Below are 16,989 nucleotides of genomic sequence, written 5' to 3' on the forward strand. Positions count from 1 at the left end.
TCTTTCGCACGGATGTTCGTTAATAGTGGTTGGTTGATGTACCATTGTCCCTATGCTCGCCGATATTGCGATTGAGAATCTAGGTGTTATCCCAAAGGCCACCGCTGAACTCAGTGATGGCCTTACTGTCTTGACCGGTGAAACTGGTGCCGGCAAGACTATGGTGGTTACCGGCCTCAGGCTTCTGAGTGGTGGCCGCGCTGATGCATCTCGTGTGCGCACAGGTTCTGCTCAAGCAAGCGTGGAGGGGCGCTTTGTTATTGATGCGCTTCCAGGGTCTGCAAAGCAGCGGATCGCAGAGATAGCGGAAGCTACGGGAGCCCAGGTCGACGAGAATGGTGAATACATCGCGTCACGCGTAGTCAATGCCTCTGGTAGGTCGAAAGCTTATCTCGGGGGCCGAGCAGTCCCAGCTTCGAGCCTTGGCGATTTTTCGGGCGAGTTGCTCACCATTCATGGTCAAAATGATCAGCTGCGCCTGTTAGGAGCAGATAAGCAGCGGGAGGCCCTCGACCGTACGGATCCAAAAATTGAAAAGCTTCTTGCTGACTACAGAGTTAAGTACGAGCATTGGAAAACCTTAGCTCGAGATCTGGAGGAGCGAACGGCCTCCAAGCGCCAGCTGGCTCAGGAAGCAGATCGCTTAGAGTTTGCTATCAACGAAATTTCCACCATCGACCCTCAACCTGGCGAAGAAGCAGAGCTCATCACCTCGATCAAGCGTCTACAGGATGTGGATGAGCTAAGAGAACAAGTAGTGACGGCGCTCGCTGCTTTGGACGGATCAGCTGCTCTTGCGGAGATCAGCGGGGAGACCGGGGAGGAAGCCTGTGCTTCTGATCTTTTGGGAAAGGCTGAACAAGCTTTAGGTAATAGCGAGGATCAAGACCTCAAAGAGCTTTCCTCTCGACTGTCCGAAGCGACGGCGATTGTGTCGGAAGTAGCAGGCGAGCTTGGCATCTTTATGTCCGATCTACCCGCGGACTCATCAGAGCTTGAAAAATTACTGCAACGTCAGCAGGATCTCAAGGGCCTTACCCGGAAATATGCCCCTGACATCGAGGGCGTAATCGCGTGGAGAGATAAGGCAGCTCGAAAGCTTGCCAAGATTGATATCTCACCTGAAGCGCTGGAGCAGTTAAAAAAAGAAACTGTGCAAGCAAAAAAGGTTATGCTTGGCGCCGCCAAGAAGCTATCAGCTGCGCGTGTGCGCACGGCTTCTGATCTAGCTGGCAAGGTGACAGAGGAGCTCCACGGCTTAGCTATGCCTAAGGCTCGATTCGCTGTGGATATCAGTGAGGTAGAACCAGGCCCATGGGGAGCTGACGAAATTGAGTTCAAACTAGCGGCAAATTCCCAAGCAGAGCCTCGACAGTTAGCTACATCTGCTTCAGGTGGCGAGCTTTCGCGAGTAATGCTGGCACTCGAAGTCATTCTCTCTTCCGGGAGCTCTGGGTCTACGTTGGTGTTCGATGAGGTTGATGCTGGCGTAGGTGGCAAAGCGGCGGTCGAAATTGGGCGCAGGCTTGCCCGCTTGGCGCAAAGGAACCAGGTCATCGTAGTTACTCACCTTCCTCAGGTAGCGGCTTTCGCGGATACACATCTCCACGTAGCTAAGGATGTCACCGACACATCGGTGACATCTGGGGTTGAGACGTTAACTGATGAGCGCAGAGTAGAGGAACTAGCCCGCATGTTGGCTGGTTTGGACAATACAGAGACTGGCAGAGCCCACGCTCAAGAGCTGTTGAAGACTGCGCGAGAAGAAGTTAAGACTTTTCGCGGCGCATGAGGGTGGGGAAATAAGAATTTAGACAAACTTCCACGTCGAAATTCCTGCGCGCCTAACCTTATTTGGCAGACACATTCGCCAAAATTATTGCCATGAGTCTGTTCTCCCGATCTTCCGATTTGCCAGGTTTCGAAGGCGTAGCGCGTGATTGCCAAGTGACCGGCAAAGGTTTCAAAAAGCTAGGTAACGGCGATATAGCGGTCATCGATGCGCAGGATATTTCTCGCGCTTTTGCCCAAAAGCTTATCGACGCCAAGCCGGCAGCAGTAATCAATGCGGCTAGTTTCTCTTCCGGAGCCGTTCCAAGTTTCGGGCCTCAGCTGATGCTTGACGAGGGCATCACTCTTATTGAAGGCGTCGGCGCTGAAATTTGGTCTGGTTTTAAGGATGGCAAGAAACTCCGCATTACCGAAGACGGCGGATTATTCAGTGGCGACAAGATGGTTGCCTCCGGTACGGTGCTTACCCTCGATACTGCTGATAAAAACTTCAGTGAAGCTCAGCAGTCACTCGTAGACCATATGGAGGCCTACTTCGGAAACACGATTCAGTTTATTCACTCCGAGTCGCCACTGCTGATTGACGGCTTGGGTATTCCTGATTCGGGTGAGCTACTCCGTGGTAGGAAAGTGTTAGTTGTAAGCCCTGGAATAGGCCACCGTAGCCAGGTCAAAGATCTACGAAACTTTATTCGTGAATACACGCCTGCACTCATAGGTGTCGGAGGCGCTGCTGACACCTTGGTTGAGCTTGGTTACAAACCTGACTTCATTGTTGGCGATCCCGCTGATATTGGCAATGAAGCGCTGCGTAGTGGTGCTCGCGTAGTGTTACCAGCAGATCCGGATGGTCACGCTAATGGTCTCGAGCGAATTCAGGATCTAGGCGTGGGCGCTACGACGTTCCCTGCGGCGGTTGACTCACCAACTGATCTAGCGCTGCTCTTATCTGAGTACCACGGAGCCGAAATGATCGTTAACGCCGGTGCTCCACTGAATCTAGACGCGATTTTCGCGGGCAAGGAAGAAGCTTCGCCTGCCGCTTTGCTGACTAGGACAAAGCTCGGGCCAAAGCTAGTGGATGCTGCCGCGATTTCGAATCTCTACACCGTCCGCACCGGAACTGGACTCGGTTGGCTGTGGGCTATCCTCGGCATTCTTGTAGCGTTGGCAGTGATTGTTGTCATTGCTGGAACTAGTGGTGATAGCTCCTTCAGCCAGAACCTGATTGATACATGGAACAACTTCGTAGTGTGGTTCCAAGGTCTGTTTAGCTAGGAGATAGACGTGCCAAGGAAAACAAGTAAAGGCGCCATTATGGGGGCACTTGCGCTGGGTCTTGCCGGAGGCGTAGCGCTGAGCAATTACGTTATCACCCCAAACCTTCCAGGTGGCGCGAACTTTACGCAAGATCAGTTGACTCAAGAGCGTGACCAAAACAGAGAACGGGCTGAGATTGCAGAGTCTCAGGCGGGCACAGCGAACAGCTTCATTGATTTACTTGCTGAAGAAACCCTAGAGAACAAACTTAGTGACCGTGCTGTGTTGGTGTTGGCCAGCGCTGATGCTTTCCAAGATGATATTGACGCAGTTACCGAGCGCCTTGAATCCGCAGGTGCGGTAAATTCCGGTTTCATCAAGCTCGAAGAGAAGTTCTTTGCTCAAGACGGCGCCGATGCGCTGAAGAGTATCGTTGCGAACACGTTGCCGGCGGGGGCTCAGTTGTCCACCGACCAGTTGGATGCCGGTACTCACGCTGGTGAAGCGCTCGGCAGTGCACTCATGCTCGATGCAGACTCCAGTCAACCACAGTCGACTACTGAAGAGCGAGCGATCATCCTCCGTGCTCTGCGTGAGGCTGATTTCATTGACTACGAGGACGGAACAATCCTTCCCGCCCAAGCAATTGTCATTGTTACCGGTGATAAGGATCTATCTAATGATGAGTACGTAGCTACGGCTGAAGTCAATTTTGCCAAAGCGCTTGGTGAAGTTGGGGCAGGCGTAGTGGTTACTGGCCGCATTCACACAGCCGCGGATACCGGTGTAGTGGGACGACTACGGGCCAACGACGTGGCCAGAGAAACGGTATCCACTGTGGACTCAGTGGATACCGTAGTCGGGCAGGTTGCTTCCGTCTTAGCTGTGAAAGAACAACTCGACGGCGAATCAGGGGCGTACGGTTCTGCTGCATCTGCGGACGCAGCTTCTCCTACTCCTTAACTAACGAACAACTGCTTTTTCAACGGCGGCGTCGGTCCTACCGCGCCGCCGTTTTTCGCGCTTTAGTGGGCTGATCACAGTGTGGTGGAGTAGATGGTGTTGCCTACGACGGTGCTTGAAAGACCGTGGTGATCTGAACCGAACTAGCCCCTGAAAGCTGGTCAGGGTTAAGACTGGGCGGTCATGGGGTAGGGCTCATTAAGGATCACACTGCAGGCCAGCTCCACGCTCCATTAGCGTAGACAGTTCACCGGCCCGTAGCACTTGCATGATTCATCACGCCCAGTTTGTTAAGTCGTGACAATTTCCCATATTTAAAACAGATAGCTGATGTATTATTTTTCCAAGCGGGAAACTTCTTGCTCGCTCCCACCTCTTGGCTCAACTCATTTGGAGACGCTATGAAAATGAATCGTCGAATCGCTGCAGCCATCGCGGCAACGGTGATCGCGTGCGCCGCCCCGATTCCTGCAACTGCGCAAGAATCTTCTTCCGTTGCTGGTGTCCCGGTATACGGTGGCCCGTACGGCACTCGGATCGCTTGCAAGCTCTACAACACCGGAACTTTGGTCAGCGATCTTATCTACCGGGATGAATACTGTGTCACTCTGGGCTCATACCAGTTCTACTACATTCCATTCATTGGTCCGCTAGTGAAGGATCTTTTGGGTAAGTAGAAGGTTGAGACGCTCCCCATTATGAACAGCCTACTTGCAGGCTATTCATGATAGGGGGCGTTTTTTCGGGTCGCGGAAGGCTGTTGACTACTTATCCGGCCACAACTCCTACTTAACTTATAAGCACTATGGGGCTGATTTACTCTAGCTGTCTTTTAGCCTTGGGCGGTTTCTCCTCTTCAAGTGATGTCCAGACTGCCTTCTTCTGAAATGGTATTGGCCCTACCGACGTTTTTCTGATCTTTAGTTGATTTATCACGTAATAATTACCTGTCCACCAATTGTTATTGGGGACGGGGCATGTTAAGCTGAAGGCCCGTAGGTCATGACGATCTGCTTCAGCACTGCGCTACACGGGTGAAGAACCTCCGCAGTGGCTTTAGGCAGATCGTTGCGTATGAAGTAAGACCTGCGGATTGTGCTTTTTAGGGCTTATTCGCGCGTTTACGCTTCACGCAGCAGGCATTTTGCACCGTTATCGGGTGCAAAATTTTTAGGACGCTAGGAGAATACCCATGCCACATCGCACTAGTGAGCGTGAGACCAAGTACATTTTCGTAACGGGTGGCGTCGTGTCCTCCCTAGGTAAGGGCCTGACGGCAGCAAGTTTAGGGCAGCTTCTGATTTCGCGTGGGCTATCAGTGACTATGCAGAAGCTTGATCCCTACCTCAACGTGGATCCAGGTACCATGAACCCATTTGAGCATGGTGAGGTCTTTGTCACCGATGATGGAGCCGAGACGGACCTGGACCTAGGCCACTATGAGCGTTTTCTGGATCGAAACCTTACCCAGAACGCGAACGTCACCACCGGTAAGGTCTATTCCACTGTTATTGCAAAGGAGCGTCGCGGAGAGTTCCTGGGCAAGACGGTTCAAGTTATTCCACACATCACGGATGAGATTAAGTCTCGTATTCTTGCAATGGGGGAACCGGATGCAGAAGGTAACAAGCCTGACATCGTCATTTCCGAGATTGGTGGCACCGTAGGTGACATCGAGTCTCAGCCTTTCCTCGAGGCAGCTCGCCAGGTTCGCCATGAGGTCGGTCGCGAGAACATCTTCTTTATTCACTGCTCTTTGGTTCCTTACCTGGGGCCATCTGGTGAGCTGAAGACTAAGCCCACACAGCACTCCGTTGCTGAGCTTCGCTCCATTGGTATCATGCCCGATGCGGTTGTGCTGCGTTGTGACCGTGACGTTCCCCAGCCGCTCAAGAACAAAATCGCGTTGATGTGCGACATCGAGGAAGAAGGCGTCATCTCTTGTCCCGATTCTTCCTCCATCTACAATATTCCAGAGGTGCTGTTCAACGAGCACCTAGACACTTTCGTGATCCGGAAGTTGGGGCTTCCATTCCGCGACGTGGACTGGGCTGTATGGGGCGACCTGCTTGATCGTGTTCACAACCCACAGAAGGAAGTCAAGGTTGCCCTCGTTGGTAAGTACATTGACCTACCGGACGCCTACCTTTCTGTGGCGGAAGCTATCCGTTCTGGTGCATTCGCTCACCACGCTAAGGCAAACATTGAGTGGGTTGCTTCTGATGAGTGTGCTACACCTGAGGGGGCAAAAGAAGCGCTGGGTAATGTAGATGCGATCGTAGTCCCAGGTGGCTTTGGCTTCAGAGGTATTGAGGGCAAAATTGGTGCCATTACTTATGCTCGCGAGAACAAGATTCCAATGCTGGGCCTTTGCTTGGGCCTGCAGTGCACCGTTTTGGAGGCGGCACGCCAAGCTGGAATTGAGAACGCTTCCTCCACGGAGTTTGACCCAGAAACCACGGCTCCAGTGATCGCGACAATGGCAGAGCAGCAGGCTGCTGTTACTGGTGAAGCAGATCTTGGTGGAACCATGCGGTTGGGCGCTTATCCAGCAACTTTGGTTGAGGGTTCTCTCGTTGCTGAGCTCTACGGTGCGACAGAGGTTTCCGAGCGTCATCGACATCGTTACGAGGTGAACAACGCTTACCGTGGCCAGATCGAGGAAGGCTCTGACCTCGTCTTCTCTGGCACCTCACCAGACGGAAAGCTTGTCGAATTTGTTGAATACCCCAAGGACATTCACCCATTCCTTGTAGCTACCCAAGCGCATCCTGAGTACAAGTCTCGCCCAACCCGTCCGCACCCATTGTTCGATGGTTTAATCAAGGCCGCGTTGGAGCGACAAAACTAGGTGAAGAACTGGCACGGTGAAGCGTGGCTTTCCTAGAACCAGGAAAGCCACGCTTTCACGAGTACAGTTAGATGCATGGCTTTCGAATTCACCACTTCCTCATCTGAACTTCTCCTAGACGCACCTATTATCGCAGTGCGCAGGGATTGCGTGACCATGCCAGGCGGAAGAGAGGCAGCTAGGGAAGTGGTGGAGCACTTCGGTGCTATTGCAGTGGTTGCTTTCGACGGCAAGCGTATAGCCCTCGTGACCCAGTATCGCCACAGTGTTGGGAGGCGATTGGTCGAGCTTCCAGCTGGGTTGCTGGATGTAGCGCACGAGGACGAACTTGAATGCGCTAAGCGTGAACTTGTTGAAGAAGCAGGTCTGGAGGCAGCCACGTGGTCCGTTATTGCTGACTTGGTTACCAGCCCCGGTTTCGCGGACGAGGCCGTGCGAGTATTCCTAGCCCAGGATTTAACCGAAACAGCCCGCCCTGACGCTCAAGACGAAGAAGCAGACATGACCATGCAATGGGTGGATTTGGATCAAGCAGTAGAGATGATCCTGCGAGGAGAAATCGTTAACTCAATTGCAATTTCTGGAATTTTGGCTGCGAACCAAGTAATCAACCACGGTGGTAGTGCTCGAGGCGTAGATGCTTCTTTTGATCTCCGTCCACAGGCGCTAGCGAAACGTCGCATTAATGAGGGATTCACCGGAGACATGAAGAGAATCCCCAACAACCAGTAACTGTACTTTCCTCGAAGTCTAAAGACATGAGCGTTGATCCTAAAGTTGTAGCGCGTACGTGGCTAACGCACCTGAGCGTGGAGCGTGGTGTTTCCCCCAATACATTAAGCAACTATCGCCGTGACCTTGATCGCTACCTGAATTATCTCGATGCCGCGGGCATCGATGATCTTGAAAAGGTCCGTGCAACGGACCTAGAGAACTACGTGGCCTACCTCCGTACCGGAGATGGTGACACCGGCCGGGCGCCCTTGGCGGCGTCGTCAAGCGGGCGGGCGCTGGTGGTAGCTCGCGGGCTTCACAAGTTCGCCGTGCGTGAAGGACTGTTGGAAATCGATGCCGCCTCAGAGGTTTCTCCGCCCGCGACGGCTCAGCACCTGCCAGATACTTTAAGTGTGGGTGAGGTAGATCGATTACTTGAATCTATACCGGATGGTGACAGTGCATCTGTCATGGACTTGCGGGAGAAAGCGCTGCTGGAGGTGTTGTATGGTACGGGCGCTCGAATAACCGAGGTCCTGGACCTCATGGTGGATGACCTTTACGACATCATTAATTCCTCTCATAATGATGATCTCGCGATGTTGAGGCTTACAGGCAAAGGCAATAAGCAACGCTTAGTTCCGGTGGGAACGAAAGCAATCGCTGCCATCAAGTCATACGTAGTACGTGCCCGCCCCGCATTTGCCAAAGGTAAATCTGCGGCGTTGTTTCTGAACAATCGTGGCGGAGCGCTGTCGCGTCAAAGCGCATGGAAAATAATTAAGCAAGCTGCTGAGCGCGCAGGGATTGAGAAGGACATCTCCCCACACACCTTGCGCCACAGCTACGCAACGCATCTGCTCGAAGGCGGCGCGGACGTGCGAGTAGTGCAAGAGCTACTGGGGCACGCTTCAGTAAAAACTACGCAGATTTACACCCATGTAACCGCAGATAACCTCCGGCAGGTGTGGGCCACCAGCCACCCGCGTGCTTAGGCTTGGTGGGCACCATCGCTCGCGCGGTCGATCGGCGATCCTGCCTGTTTTAGCCGCCTAGGTGCGCAGTACGGTAACTAGTTTCAAGCGTATACAGAGATTGGTCTTGTAGTGGGCCTAGTTCTACGTCCGCGCGAGGCTCTAAGTACTGCGCTCCTGTTCGTGTTTTCAGTGATGAGTGCTCAATGTCTAGTGTGTAAGCTAGACAAAAAGAGCTGATATCTTACCTCGGGTATACGTTTTGCGCCCCTAGGTTGTAGGCTAGGGGGTAGTAGGAACTACACTGGTGTAAGTATCTATGTTCTCGCTGGCGTTAATGTGACGGGCAGGCGGGCGAGAAATTTCAAAGTCAAGTGAGAGGAATGGACATGAGTGACGCGGGACTGTTCGATGCCCCCGACAATGAGGTGGGCCTAACGGGTCGACCACTTCGTGTGTTCCCTGATCCTGAGCCGTTGACTAAGCATGGGCCCGCCACAATCATCTCGATGTGCAACCAGAAGGGTGGAGTAGGAAAGACCACCTCTACCATCAACCTTGGTGCATGCCTAGCTGAGGCTGGGCGAAGGGTCTTGCTAGTCGACCTTGACCCTCAGGGTGCACTGTCGGCTGGACTTGGTATCCCCCATGAGGATCTAGATACCACCGTTTACAACCTGATGGTGGACAATGAGGCCTCCATTCATAATGCCATTCACAAGACCACCGTTAGCGGGCTGGACTTGGTTCCAGCAAACATTGATCTTTCTGCCGCTGAAATTCAGTTGGTCAACGAAGTTGGACGTGAGCAAACCCTAGCCCGTGCTCTGCGCCCGGTGATGCGAGATTACGATTTCATCATCATTGACTGTCAGCCATCCTTGGGTCTGCTTACTGTCAATGCTCTGGCATGTTCTCACGGCGTTATTATTCCTATGGAATGCGAGTACTTCTCTCTTCGCGGTCTTGCTCTCCTTACTGACACGGTGGAGAAGGTTCGTGACCGCCTGAACTTCAACCTCGAGATCATGGGCATCTTGGTTACCATGTTCGATCGCCGAACTACTCATGCGCGCGAAGTCATGTCTCGTGTGGTTGAAGTGTTCGAGGACCGAGTTTTTGAAACCGTCATCACTCGCACCGTTCGCTTCCCTGAAACTTCCGTTGCTGGTGAGCCAATCATCACGTGGGCCCCTAGCTCGCCTGGAGCCGCGCAATACCGTCAACTGGCGCGTGAAGTCATTCAGCGTACGAACGAGGAATCCTACTAGTGGCTGTCTAGCTGTGAGATAACCAGTAGTGGCGAACAACCAAGTTTCAGACAACCAGCCGGAGATTACCGGCTTCCGAATCGTACTCAAAAACTTTGAGGGGCCATTCGACCTCCTTCTCCAGCTCATCTCATCCAAGAAACTGGAAGTAACGGATGTTGCTCTTGCCCAAGTAACTGACGAATTTGTTGCGTATACCCGCGAGCTCGGTGAGTTTGCTGAGTTGGATGAGATCACCGAGTTCTTGGTAGTCGCGGCGACGCTACTTGACCTCAAAGCGGCAAGCTTGGTGCCACGGGGTGAGGTTGATTCCCTGGATGATCTGGAGCTTTTAGAAACTCGAGATCTTCTCTTTGCTCGGCTGCTCCAATACAAGGCATACAGCCAAGTTGCCGATTTGTTTGCTCAGTGGCAAGCACAGGCGCAACGTAGGTATCCGCGCATTGTAGGTATGGAACAACAATTTGCTGAACTGTTGCCTCCAGTAGTTTTGGGGCATACCCCAGCAAGCTTCGCTGAGCTGGCAGCTGGGGTTTTTCGCCCTAAACCGCCAGAGACAGTGGCCACCAGCCATATTCATCAAGTTGCTGTCTCCGTGCCTGAGCAAGCAGGCAAGATTTTGGACACGTTGCGTATTGCCGGTAAAGATTCATGGTTGACGTTCGCTGCTTTGACACGCGACTGCAGCATTTCCATGCAGGTGGTAGGAAGATTCCTTGCATTGCTTGAATTGTATAAAGCAAAGGCAATTGGCGTGGAACAAGAAGAGTCCCTAGGTGAACTAAAAGTCGCATGGACAGGACTCGACGTTGATCCTGCCGTCGTAGCTGCAAGCAATTGGTCTTAAAAGCCGCTTTTAGTTTTCCACTGTTTTGGTTTCCTCTAGCGAACGCACTGTTTTTCCCGCAGCGGTTTGGTACAACTTAAGGAGGATGAGAAAGCTTACGCTCACAACATGAGGAGTTAGGGTGGCTGGGGTAATTGTGATCGCAGGTATTGCCACTGATGTTGGTAAGACTACTGCCGCTGCCGCTATCTCTAATCTGCTTCGCTCGAGGGGGCGAGATGTAGTTGTAGTGAAGGTAGCTCGCCTCGAACCACGCCGGCCGATCAAGGATATGGGGACAATCGAGAAGCTCACGGGTGTGCCTGGGATTGATTTATCCGAGGAGCCGGATCCTATTGAAGCAGTGAAAGAATTGGCTGCTGAAGGAAAGACCGTGGTGGTCGAAGGCTCAGGTGGATTGCATGTTCCATTGTTGGGTGAGGACACAATCGCTCACGTAGCAGCTCGTTTAGACGCCCCACTAGTAGTTGTTTCCGGAATGACCCAAGATGCAGTCGCGCTCGCTGTCGAGGCCGTCAACTTCGCTCGCAGTTGCGGCGCCAATGTAATTGGCGTGCTGGGCGGAAAACTTCCTCGAGGGGCTGACTTGAAGACCCGCCTCATTTTGATGCAAGTATCCCGTGCAACAGGGGTTCCTTTCATTGGCAGTATTAAAGAAGGCGCAGGAAATTTGGACTTTGCCGATGAATTTAGGCATCAATTATCCACAATTCACTTACCCGAAGAGCTCTAAAGGCACCTGCTAAGTTTTTGGATTAGTAGGTGCCCGCTGTTTGGCCATTAAATGAGGGTAAGGGTCAAAAAGGGGATGCGGACGAAATCCTGGAGGATTTTCCGCATCCCCTTTTGACTCTTAACCCTTAAATGATGGATTTGAAGAAGCTCCATACTTCGCGTTGGGCCAATCCCGGGAACCAATTGTGACCACCATTTTCCACCCGAATGTGCTTGGTTGGAGCGCTACACCCAGCGGAGGTGTAAGTGGTAGTGCCACTACCAACCGTGCCAGTTCCGCTGATTCCACTCACAGAGCAGTTATTCTTCATTTGGAATTGGCGCACGACTGCATCAATGGAACGGAACGGTGCTCCGTGTCGTGTCCCTCCGTTGTATCCCACCACATCATCATTGGGAGCATGCATGATTAATGCTGGGACTGGAGTCTGGGAACAATTATTAGTAGTTGGGTTGTAGTAGGCACCTGCCACTCCTGCTACTCCGGCTACCAAATCAGGCGCGTGGCAGGCAAGCGCGATGGCCATACCACCGCCGTTGGAATGGCCAACTGCGAACACCTTGTCCCTGTTAACGCTGTAACGGGATGCGAGATCGTTCAGGGCTGCTCTGATGAAGCTAGCATCGCTGTGAACAGTGGTACGCGAATAAGGTGCACCGCCCCAAGCGAAACGAAAATCACTGACAGCTGCCTGAGGGTATAAGATGATTGCTTCTTGTCCTACTTCTGCTTTCAGGCCTGAATAGCCACGAAAAACAACATTAGCGTCTTGCCAACCACCCATGCCTATGATCACAGGGTATTTCTTGGTGGAGTCATATCCTGAAGGAATGTCTGCAATATAGGAACGACCCTTAATGAAACCGATGATAAGGGTGCTGGAGTTGTTTATTGATGAGTTGTATATTGACGCGGTGTTTATTGATGAGGTGCCGTTGGTCAATTCCTCTGGTAAGAAGCTAGAACCATATGACGAAAGTGACGATAGGGGGGGGGCTACTTTGCGCAGTGGCCAAAGGAGGGTTTAGGCCCGTGGCCATAGTTAGGCTGGCGACTAAGGCCAAGAGTTGTTTTTTAATCTTCACCCGATAAATGATACAACAATAACGGGCTAACTTCCGCATACCTTGGAGCTAATTGTAAGAGGATGGGGATCTAAAAGGTGCAACGGGCAATCGGGTATTTAGGCTGGTTAATTGAATGGTGGAAGGAATTTGTCCAATATTTTAGGCCAATTTATTAAACGTCTGTCTATAAAGGGCGCGAATGATTTCGGTGGGAAGAACGTAGCTTAGAACCGAAAACTTCAGGCACATTGGGTGGGAGTCAGGAATAGACCGCCGTAGTAATCATAGGAAGTTGGCTGACGTTGGAGGGCTAGACGCTCCTAGAGGAATCTGTTTGATTAAGAGCGCGTCAGCCGTCTGTAATACTAATTTGTTAGCCTTAAATCTTATAGATGCAGTGTGCATCACACTTTCGAAATCATGGCAGGAGATGACTGTGACAGCAGCAGGATTTGTTTCACGGATTCGGTCTAGTATTGAGTCCATCCTGCTGGTAGTTGATACTCCAGTAACCCCTAGCCAACTCGCAGCAGCAACCGAAGCTGACGTCTCTACGGTCGTTACGGTCTTGAGGGATATTGCCCGCGAATTTGATGACCGTGGCATGGGTTTCCAACTGCGTGAGAGTGAAGAAGGTTGGCGCCTCTATACTCGCCGTGAAAACGCACAGGTAGTGGAGAAGTTCTTGCTTGGTGGGTCCCAAACGAAACTCTCTCGTGCGGCGTTAGAAACCTTGGCCGTCATCGCGTACCGTCAGCCAGCTACTCGTGCGCAGGTATCTGCAGTGCGTGGGGTGAATGTGGATGGCGTTATGCGTACTCTGCAGTTACGTGGGCTCATTAGAGAAGTAGATATGGGTGAAGGGGAACAGCGTGGAGCTCACCATTATGAGACTACGGAGCTCTTCTTGGAGTTGCTTGGAATTGATTCCCTTGAACGCCTGCCTGATTTGGCACCGCTGCTGCCGGATATTGACTCTATTGATGAGGAGTTTTAAATCTTCGTTGTAAACCCTTGTCCATGCTTTCGCAGCATGTGATCTTAAGCGTTTAGGCAGGTTGCATTAGCAAGGGAATGAGTTGTGGGGTAGAGTGGTTGGGTATTTCATAACCTAATATTTTCGATCGATAAGGATTATCGTGAATTCACCCGCTCGCCGAGATGGCACACCGGACAAGGGCAAGCGCCCACACCGTGGACAGGGAAAGCGTTTCAATCAGGAAGCACCTGTCGCGAAGAATCGTAAAGGTAAAGCGAAGCAAGCTAAGCCACAGAGGCAACAGAAGACTCGTAATGATGAGTTCCTAGTCTCCAATGCTCGACCATCGCGCAAACAGCATGTTCGTCGTAGTGACCTTAAAGCCGGAAACTCTTCTGGCGAGGGCATCCGACTGCAAAAGGTTCTAGCTCAAGCAGGTGTAGCATCGCGTCGTCATGCAGAGATCATGATTGACGCCGGCCGTGTTGAAGTAAACGGCAAGATTGTTATTGAGCAGGGCGTTCGTGTGAATCCAAACACGGATGTTATCCGTGTAGACGGTGTTCGCGTTAACGTGAACGAGGATCTTCAGTACTTTGTTCTGAACAAGCCTCGGGGCATGCACTCCACCATGAGTGACGAGCTCGGCCGCGCCTGCATTGGTGACATCATTGGTGAAAAAATCGTTTCAGGACAGCGCCTTTTCCACGTTGGTCGCTTAGATGCAGATACGGAAGGTCTGATCCTTCTCACCAATGACGGCGAGCTAGCTAACCGCCTCATGCACCCTAAGTACGAGGTTTCCAAGACTTATCTTGCCACCGTTCTTGGCGAGCCGGATAAGAAAGCTATCGCGCTACTGAAGAACGGCATTGAATTGGATGACGGCCCTGCTAAGGCAGACTTTGTTCAGGTCGTCGACGCTCACCAAGGCAAGTCCTTGATTCGTATTGAGCTGCATGAAGGTCGCAAGCACATTGTTCGACGCATGCTGAAAGCAGCCGGCTATCCGGTTCAGCGCCTCGTCCGCACCAAGCTTCACACAGTGCAGCTTGGCGAGCAGACTCCTGGCGCTTTCCGTGCACTGAATTCAGCTGAGCTCACGAGCTTGTTCAAAGCTGTAGGCATGTAAAGACGGTGCATATCAATGACTAATTCTGAAATCCACAACTGCGCTGACAACGGCTTGATCGTTGCTGTTGACGGTCCGTCCGGTGCAGGTAAGTCCACAGTATGCCGTGCGGTAGCTCAGCAACTTAACGCGAAGTACCTGGACACGGGTGCCATGTACCGAGTAGCAACCCTTCACGTGCTTCGTCAGGGAATCGACCCATCTAATGCTCAGGAGGTCATCGAGGCGACTGCATCGTTACCACTGCAGGTCAACGATGATCCACAGTCCCGCGAGGTCTTGCTTGCAGGAGAGGACGTTTCGAGGCAGATCCGGGGCCCGGAAGTAACCAAGAATGTCTCCGCGGTGTCAGCTATTCCTGAGGTCCGCGCGAACCTAGTGGATCTCCAGCGTCGGTTGGCTAAGGAAGCGAACCGCTGCATCCTTGATGGTCGTGACATTGGCACGAACGTGCTCACTGATGCGCCAGTGAAAATCTACCTCACGGCATCCGCGGAGGTTCGAGCACAGCGCCGACATGATCAAGACGTAGCCGCTGGGCGCGAGTCCAACTTTGAGGAAGTATTGGCTGACGTAATGCGCCGCGATCACGCTGATTCCACCCGCAAGGTGGCGCCACTTCGTCCTGCCGACGACGCCATCATCGTTGACACGTCCGAACTTGAGCTGGAACAGGTCATAGAGACCCTCCACACCCTGATCGAAGAATCCGCCATCAAGTAGCAACCTTGTAGGAGAACCCCATGACTAATGAAAACACTAAGGGCCACCCACAAGATGGTGGCGAAGAGGAAGAAACCGTTTTCGTCTACAACACCTCTCAGGGTGAAGTCGATGCTGAGAGCGCTTTCGTCGAGGAAGAGGTTTTGGCGCCTGGACAAGGCTATGGAGCCCGTGATTTTGATGAGTCCGAATTCGCTGATTATGACTTCGGCGAGGAAGAACTCGATGATGACTTCGAGCCTGTCTTTGATGAGTCTGACTTTGCGCAGCCAGACTTCGGAGATGATTACTCCGACGAAGACTGGGAGGAATTAGAGCGTGCCTTCGGTATCAATAGCCAAGGGCACCTCGAAGAAAACCTCTGCACTGTGGCCATCGTCGGTCGCCCAAATGTGGGCAAGTCCTCACTCGTCAACCGCTTCATCGGCCGTCGAGAAGCCGTTGTAGAGGATTTCCCAGGCGTTACTCGCGACCGTATTTCTTACCTAGCGGACTGGGGCGGACAGCGTTTCTGGGTGCAAGATACCGGCGGTTGGGATCCCAACGTAAAGGGAATCCACGCCGCTATCGCGCGTCAGGCCGAGGTAGCGATGGAGACTGCAGACGTCATCATCATGGTTGTCGACACCAAGGTCGGCATCACAGAGACTGACTCGGTCATGGCCCGCAAGCTCCAGCGCTCTGAAGTTCCGGTAATCCTCGTTGCCAACAAGTTCGACTCGGATAACCTTTATGCAGACATGGCCGAGTTCTACGCTCTCGGATTGGGAGATCCGTGGCCAGTTTCCGCTCAACATGGCCGCGGTGGTGCGGACGTACTTGAAGAAGTCCTTCGCCTGTTCCCTAAGGAGCCACGTCATCCATCCATCGTAGAGGGACCTCGTCGAGTAGCGCTGGTGGGCAAACCTAACGTGGGCAAGTCTTCGCTGTTGAACAAAATCACTGGTGAGAACCGTTCCGTAGTAGACAACGTTGCCGGTACCACAGTGGATCCAGTGGACTCCTTGGTACAGCTAGAGAAGAAGCTGTGGAAGTTCATCGATACGGCGGGTCTGCGCAAGAAAGTTAAGAACGCCAGCGGGCACGAGTACTACGCGTCTCTGCGTACCCGCGGTGTTATTGACGCCGCCGAGGTTGTTCTGTTCATGATTGACTCTTCGGAGCCAGTGTCCGAGCAAGACCAGCGTGTTCTGAACATGATTCTGGAGGCCGGCAAGGCCCTAGTACTGATCTTCAACAAGTGGGATCTCATGGATGAGGAACGTCGTTGGGAACTTGACAGAGAAATCGATCAGCAGCTTCGACACATTCCTTGGGTGAAGCGCATCAACATCTCCGCGAAAACGGGACGCGCCTTGCAGCGCTTGGAACCGTACATGGAGGAGGCACTAGCTAACTGGGATAAGCGCGTAACCACTGGCCAGCTCAACAACTGGCTTCGCGCTACAATCGCCGCCAATCCGCCAGCTATGAAGGGCGGTCGCGTTCCGCGCGTACTGTTTGCAACGCAGGCGTCTACCCGCCCTCCAACAATTGTGCTGTTTACCACTGGTTTCTTGGAGCATGGTTACCGCCGTTACCTGGAGCGTAAGTTCCGTGAGAACTTTGGCTTCGAAGGCACTCCGGTTCGAATCGCCGTTCGAGTGCGTGAACGTCGCGGTAGAAAGTAACGAATATTCAA

Annotated in this window: 15 protein-coding genes; 14 read left to right on the forward strand and 1 reads right to left on the reverse strand. The window is 52.6% G+C overall.

All coding sequences use genetic code 11. The features are described from left to right. The first annotated feature begins 52 nt into the window (after window positions 1-52). From recN to bioD, 10 genes are all read left to right on the forward strand, one after another. Entirely contained in the window at window positions 53-1,792 is a 1,740-nt protein-coding gene (gene recN, locus ACXM2N_RS05750; RefSeq protein WP_458490877.1) for a DNA repair protein RecN, read from the forward strand. 83 nt (window positions 1,793-1,875) lie between these two features. Continuing rightward, window positions 1,876-3,069 (forward strand): putative cytokinetic ring protein SteA, encoded by a 1,194-nt coding sequence (gene steA / locus ACXM2N_RS05755; RefSeq protein WP_458491032.1) that lies wholly within the window; start codon window positions 1,876-1,878, stop codon window positions 3,067-3,069. 9 nt (window positions 3,070-3,078) lie between these two features. Continuing rightward, the gene (locus ACXM2N_RS05760) at window positions 3,079-4,014 is read left to right on the forward strand and encodes a copper transporter (protein WP_458490879.1); all 936 of its coding nucleotides are present in this window, start codon (window positions 3,079-3,081) and stop codon (window positions 4,012-4,014) included. A gap of 407 nt (window positions 4,015-4,421) precedes the next feature. Next, complete coding sequence (locus tag ACXM2N_RS05765; RefSeq protein ID WP_458490881.1) at window positions 4,422-4,691, forward strand: hypothetical protein; 270 nt, start codon at window positions 4,422-4,424, stop codon at window positions 4,689-4,691. A gap of 515 nt (window positions 4,692-5,206) precedes the next feature. Then, window positions 5,207-6,865, forward strand: coding sequence for a CTP synthase (locus ACXM2N_RS05770; RefSeq protein ID WP_458490883.1), 1,659 nt, complete (start codon window positions 5,207-5,209; stop codon window positions 6,863-6,865). A gap of 75 nt (window positions 6,866-6,940) precedes the next feature. Next, on the forward strand, window positions 6,941-7,597 hold the full coding sequence (locus ACXM2N_RS05775) for an NUDIX domain-containing protein (RefSeq protein WP_458490885.1): 657 nt from the start codon (window positions 6,941-6,943) through the stop codon (window positions 7,595-7,597). Window positions 7,598-7,623: 26 nt separating this feature from the next. Beyond that, window positions 7,624-8,574, forward strand: a complete 951-nt coding sequence (gene xerD, locus ACXM2N_RS05780) for a site-specific tyrosine recombinase XerD (RefSeq protein ID WP_458490887.1) — start codon at window positions 7,624-7,626, stop codon at window positions 8,572-8,574. Between the two features lie 368 nt (window positions 8,575-8,942). Beyond that, window positions 8,943-9,824: a ParA family protein gene (locus ACXM2N_RS05785; RefSeq protein ID WP_458490889.1), complete on the forward strand. Its 882-nt coding sequence runs from the start codon at window positions 8,943-8,945 to the stop codon at window positions 9,822-9,824. 28 nt (window positions 9,825-9,852) lie between these two features. Next, complete coding sequence (locus tag ACXM2N_RS05790) at window positions 9,853-10,671, forward strand: segregation and condensation protein A (protein ID WP_458490891.1); 819 nt, start codon at window positions 9,853-9,855, stop codon at window positions 10,669-10,671. A gap of 121 nt (window positions 10,672-10,792) precedes the next feature. After that, window positions 10,793-11,404 (forward strand): ATP-dependent dethiobiotin synthetase BioD, encoded by a 612-nt coding sequence (bioD, locus tag ACXM2N_RS05795; protein ID WP_458490893.1) that lies wholly within the window; start codon window positions 10,793-10,795, stop codon window positions 11,402-11,404. A gap of 127 nt (window positions 11,405-11,531) precedes the next feature. On the opposite strand, the gene ACXM2N_RS05800 is transcribed toward bioD, so the two are convergent. Beyond that, entirely contained in the window at window positions 11,532-12,350 is an 819-nt protein-coding gene (locus tag ACXM2N_RS05800) for an alpha/beta hydrolase family esterase (RefSeq protein ID WP_458490895.1), read from the reverse strand. 554 nt (window positions 12,351-12,904) lie between these two features. Here ACXM2N_RS05800 and scpB point away from each other — a divergent pair. The 4 genes from scpB to der all read left to right on the forward strand — a co-directional run bounded on the left by scpB (window position 12,905) and on the right by der (window position 16,978). Next, window positions 12,905-13,471, forward strand: a complete 567-nt coding sequence (gene scpB, locus ACXM2N_RS05805; protein WP_458490897.1) for an SMC-Scp complex subunit ScpB — start codon at window positions 12,905-12,907, stop codon at window positions 13,469-13,471. 142 nt (window positions 13,472-13,613) lie between these two features. Further along, window positions 13,614-14,585, forward strand: coding sequence for a pseudouridine synthase (locus ACXM2N_RS05810; RefSeq protein ID WP_458490899.1), 972 nt, complete (start codon window positions 13,614-13,616; stop codon window positions 14,583-14,585). A gap of 15 nt (window positions 14,586-14,600) precedes the next feature. Next, complete coding sequence (gene cmk / locus ACXM2N_RS05815) at window positions 14,601-15,308, forward strand: (d)CMP kinase (protein ID WP_458490901.1); 708 nt, start codon at window positions 14,601-14,603, stop codon at window positions 15,306-15,308. Window positions 15,309-15,328: 20 nt separating this feature from the next. Continuing rightward, complete coding sequence (gene der, locus ACXM2N_RS05820) at window positions 15,329-16,978, forward strand: ribosome biogenesis GTPase Der (RefSeq protein WP_458490903.1); 1,650 nt, start codon at window positions 15,329-15,331, stop codon at window positions 16,976-16,978. Window positions 16,979-16,989 lie beyond the last annotated feature (11 nt).

Source organism: Corynebacterium sp. ZY180755 (assembly GCF_054331495.1).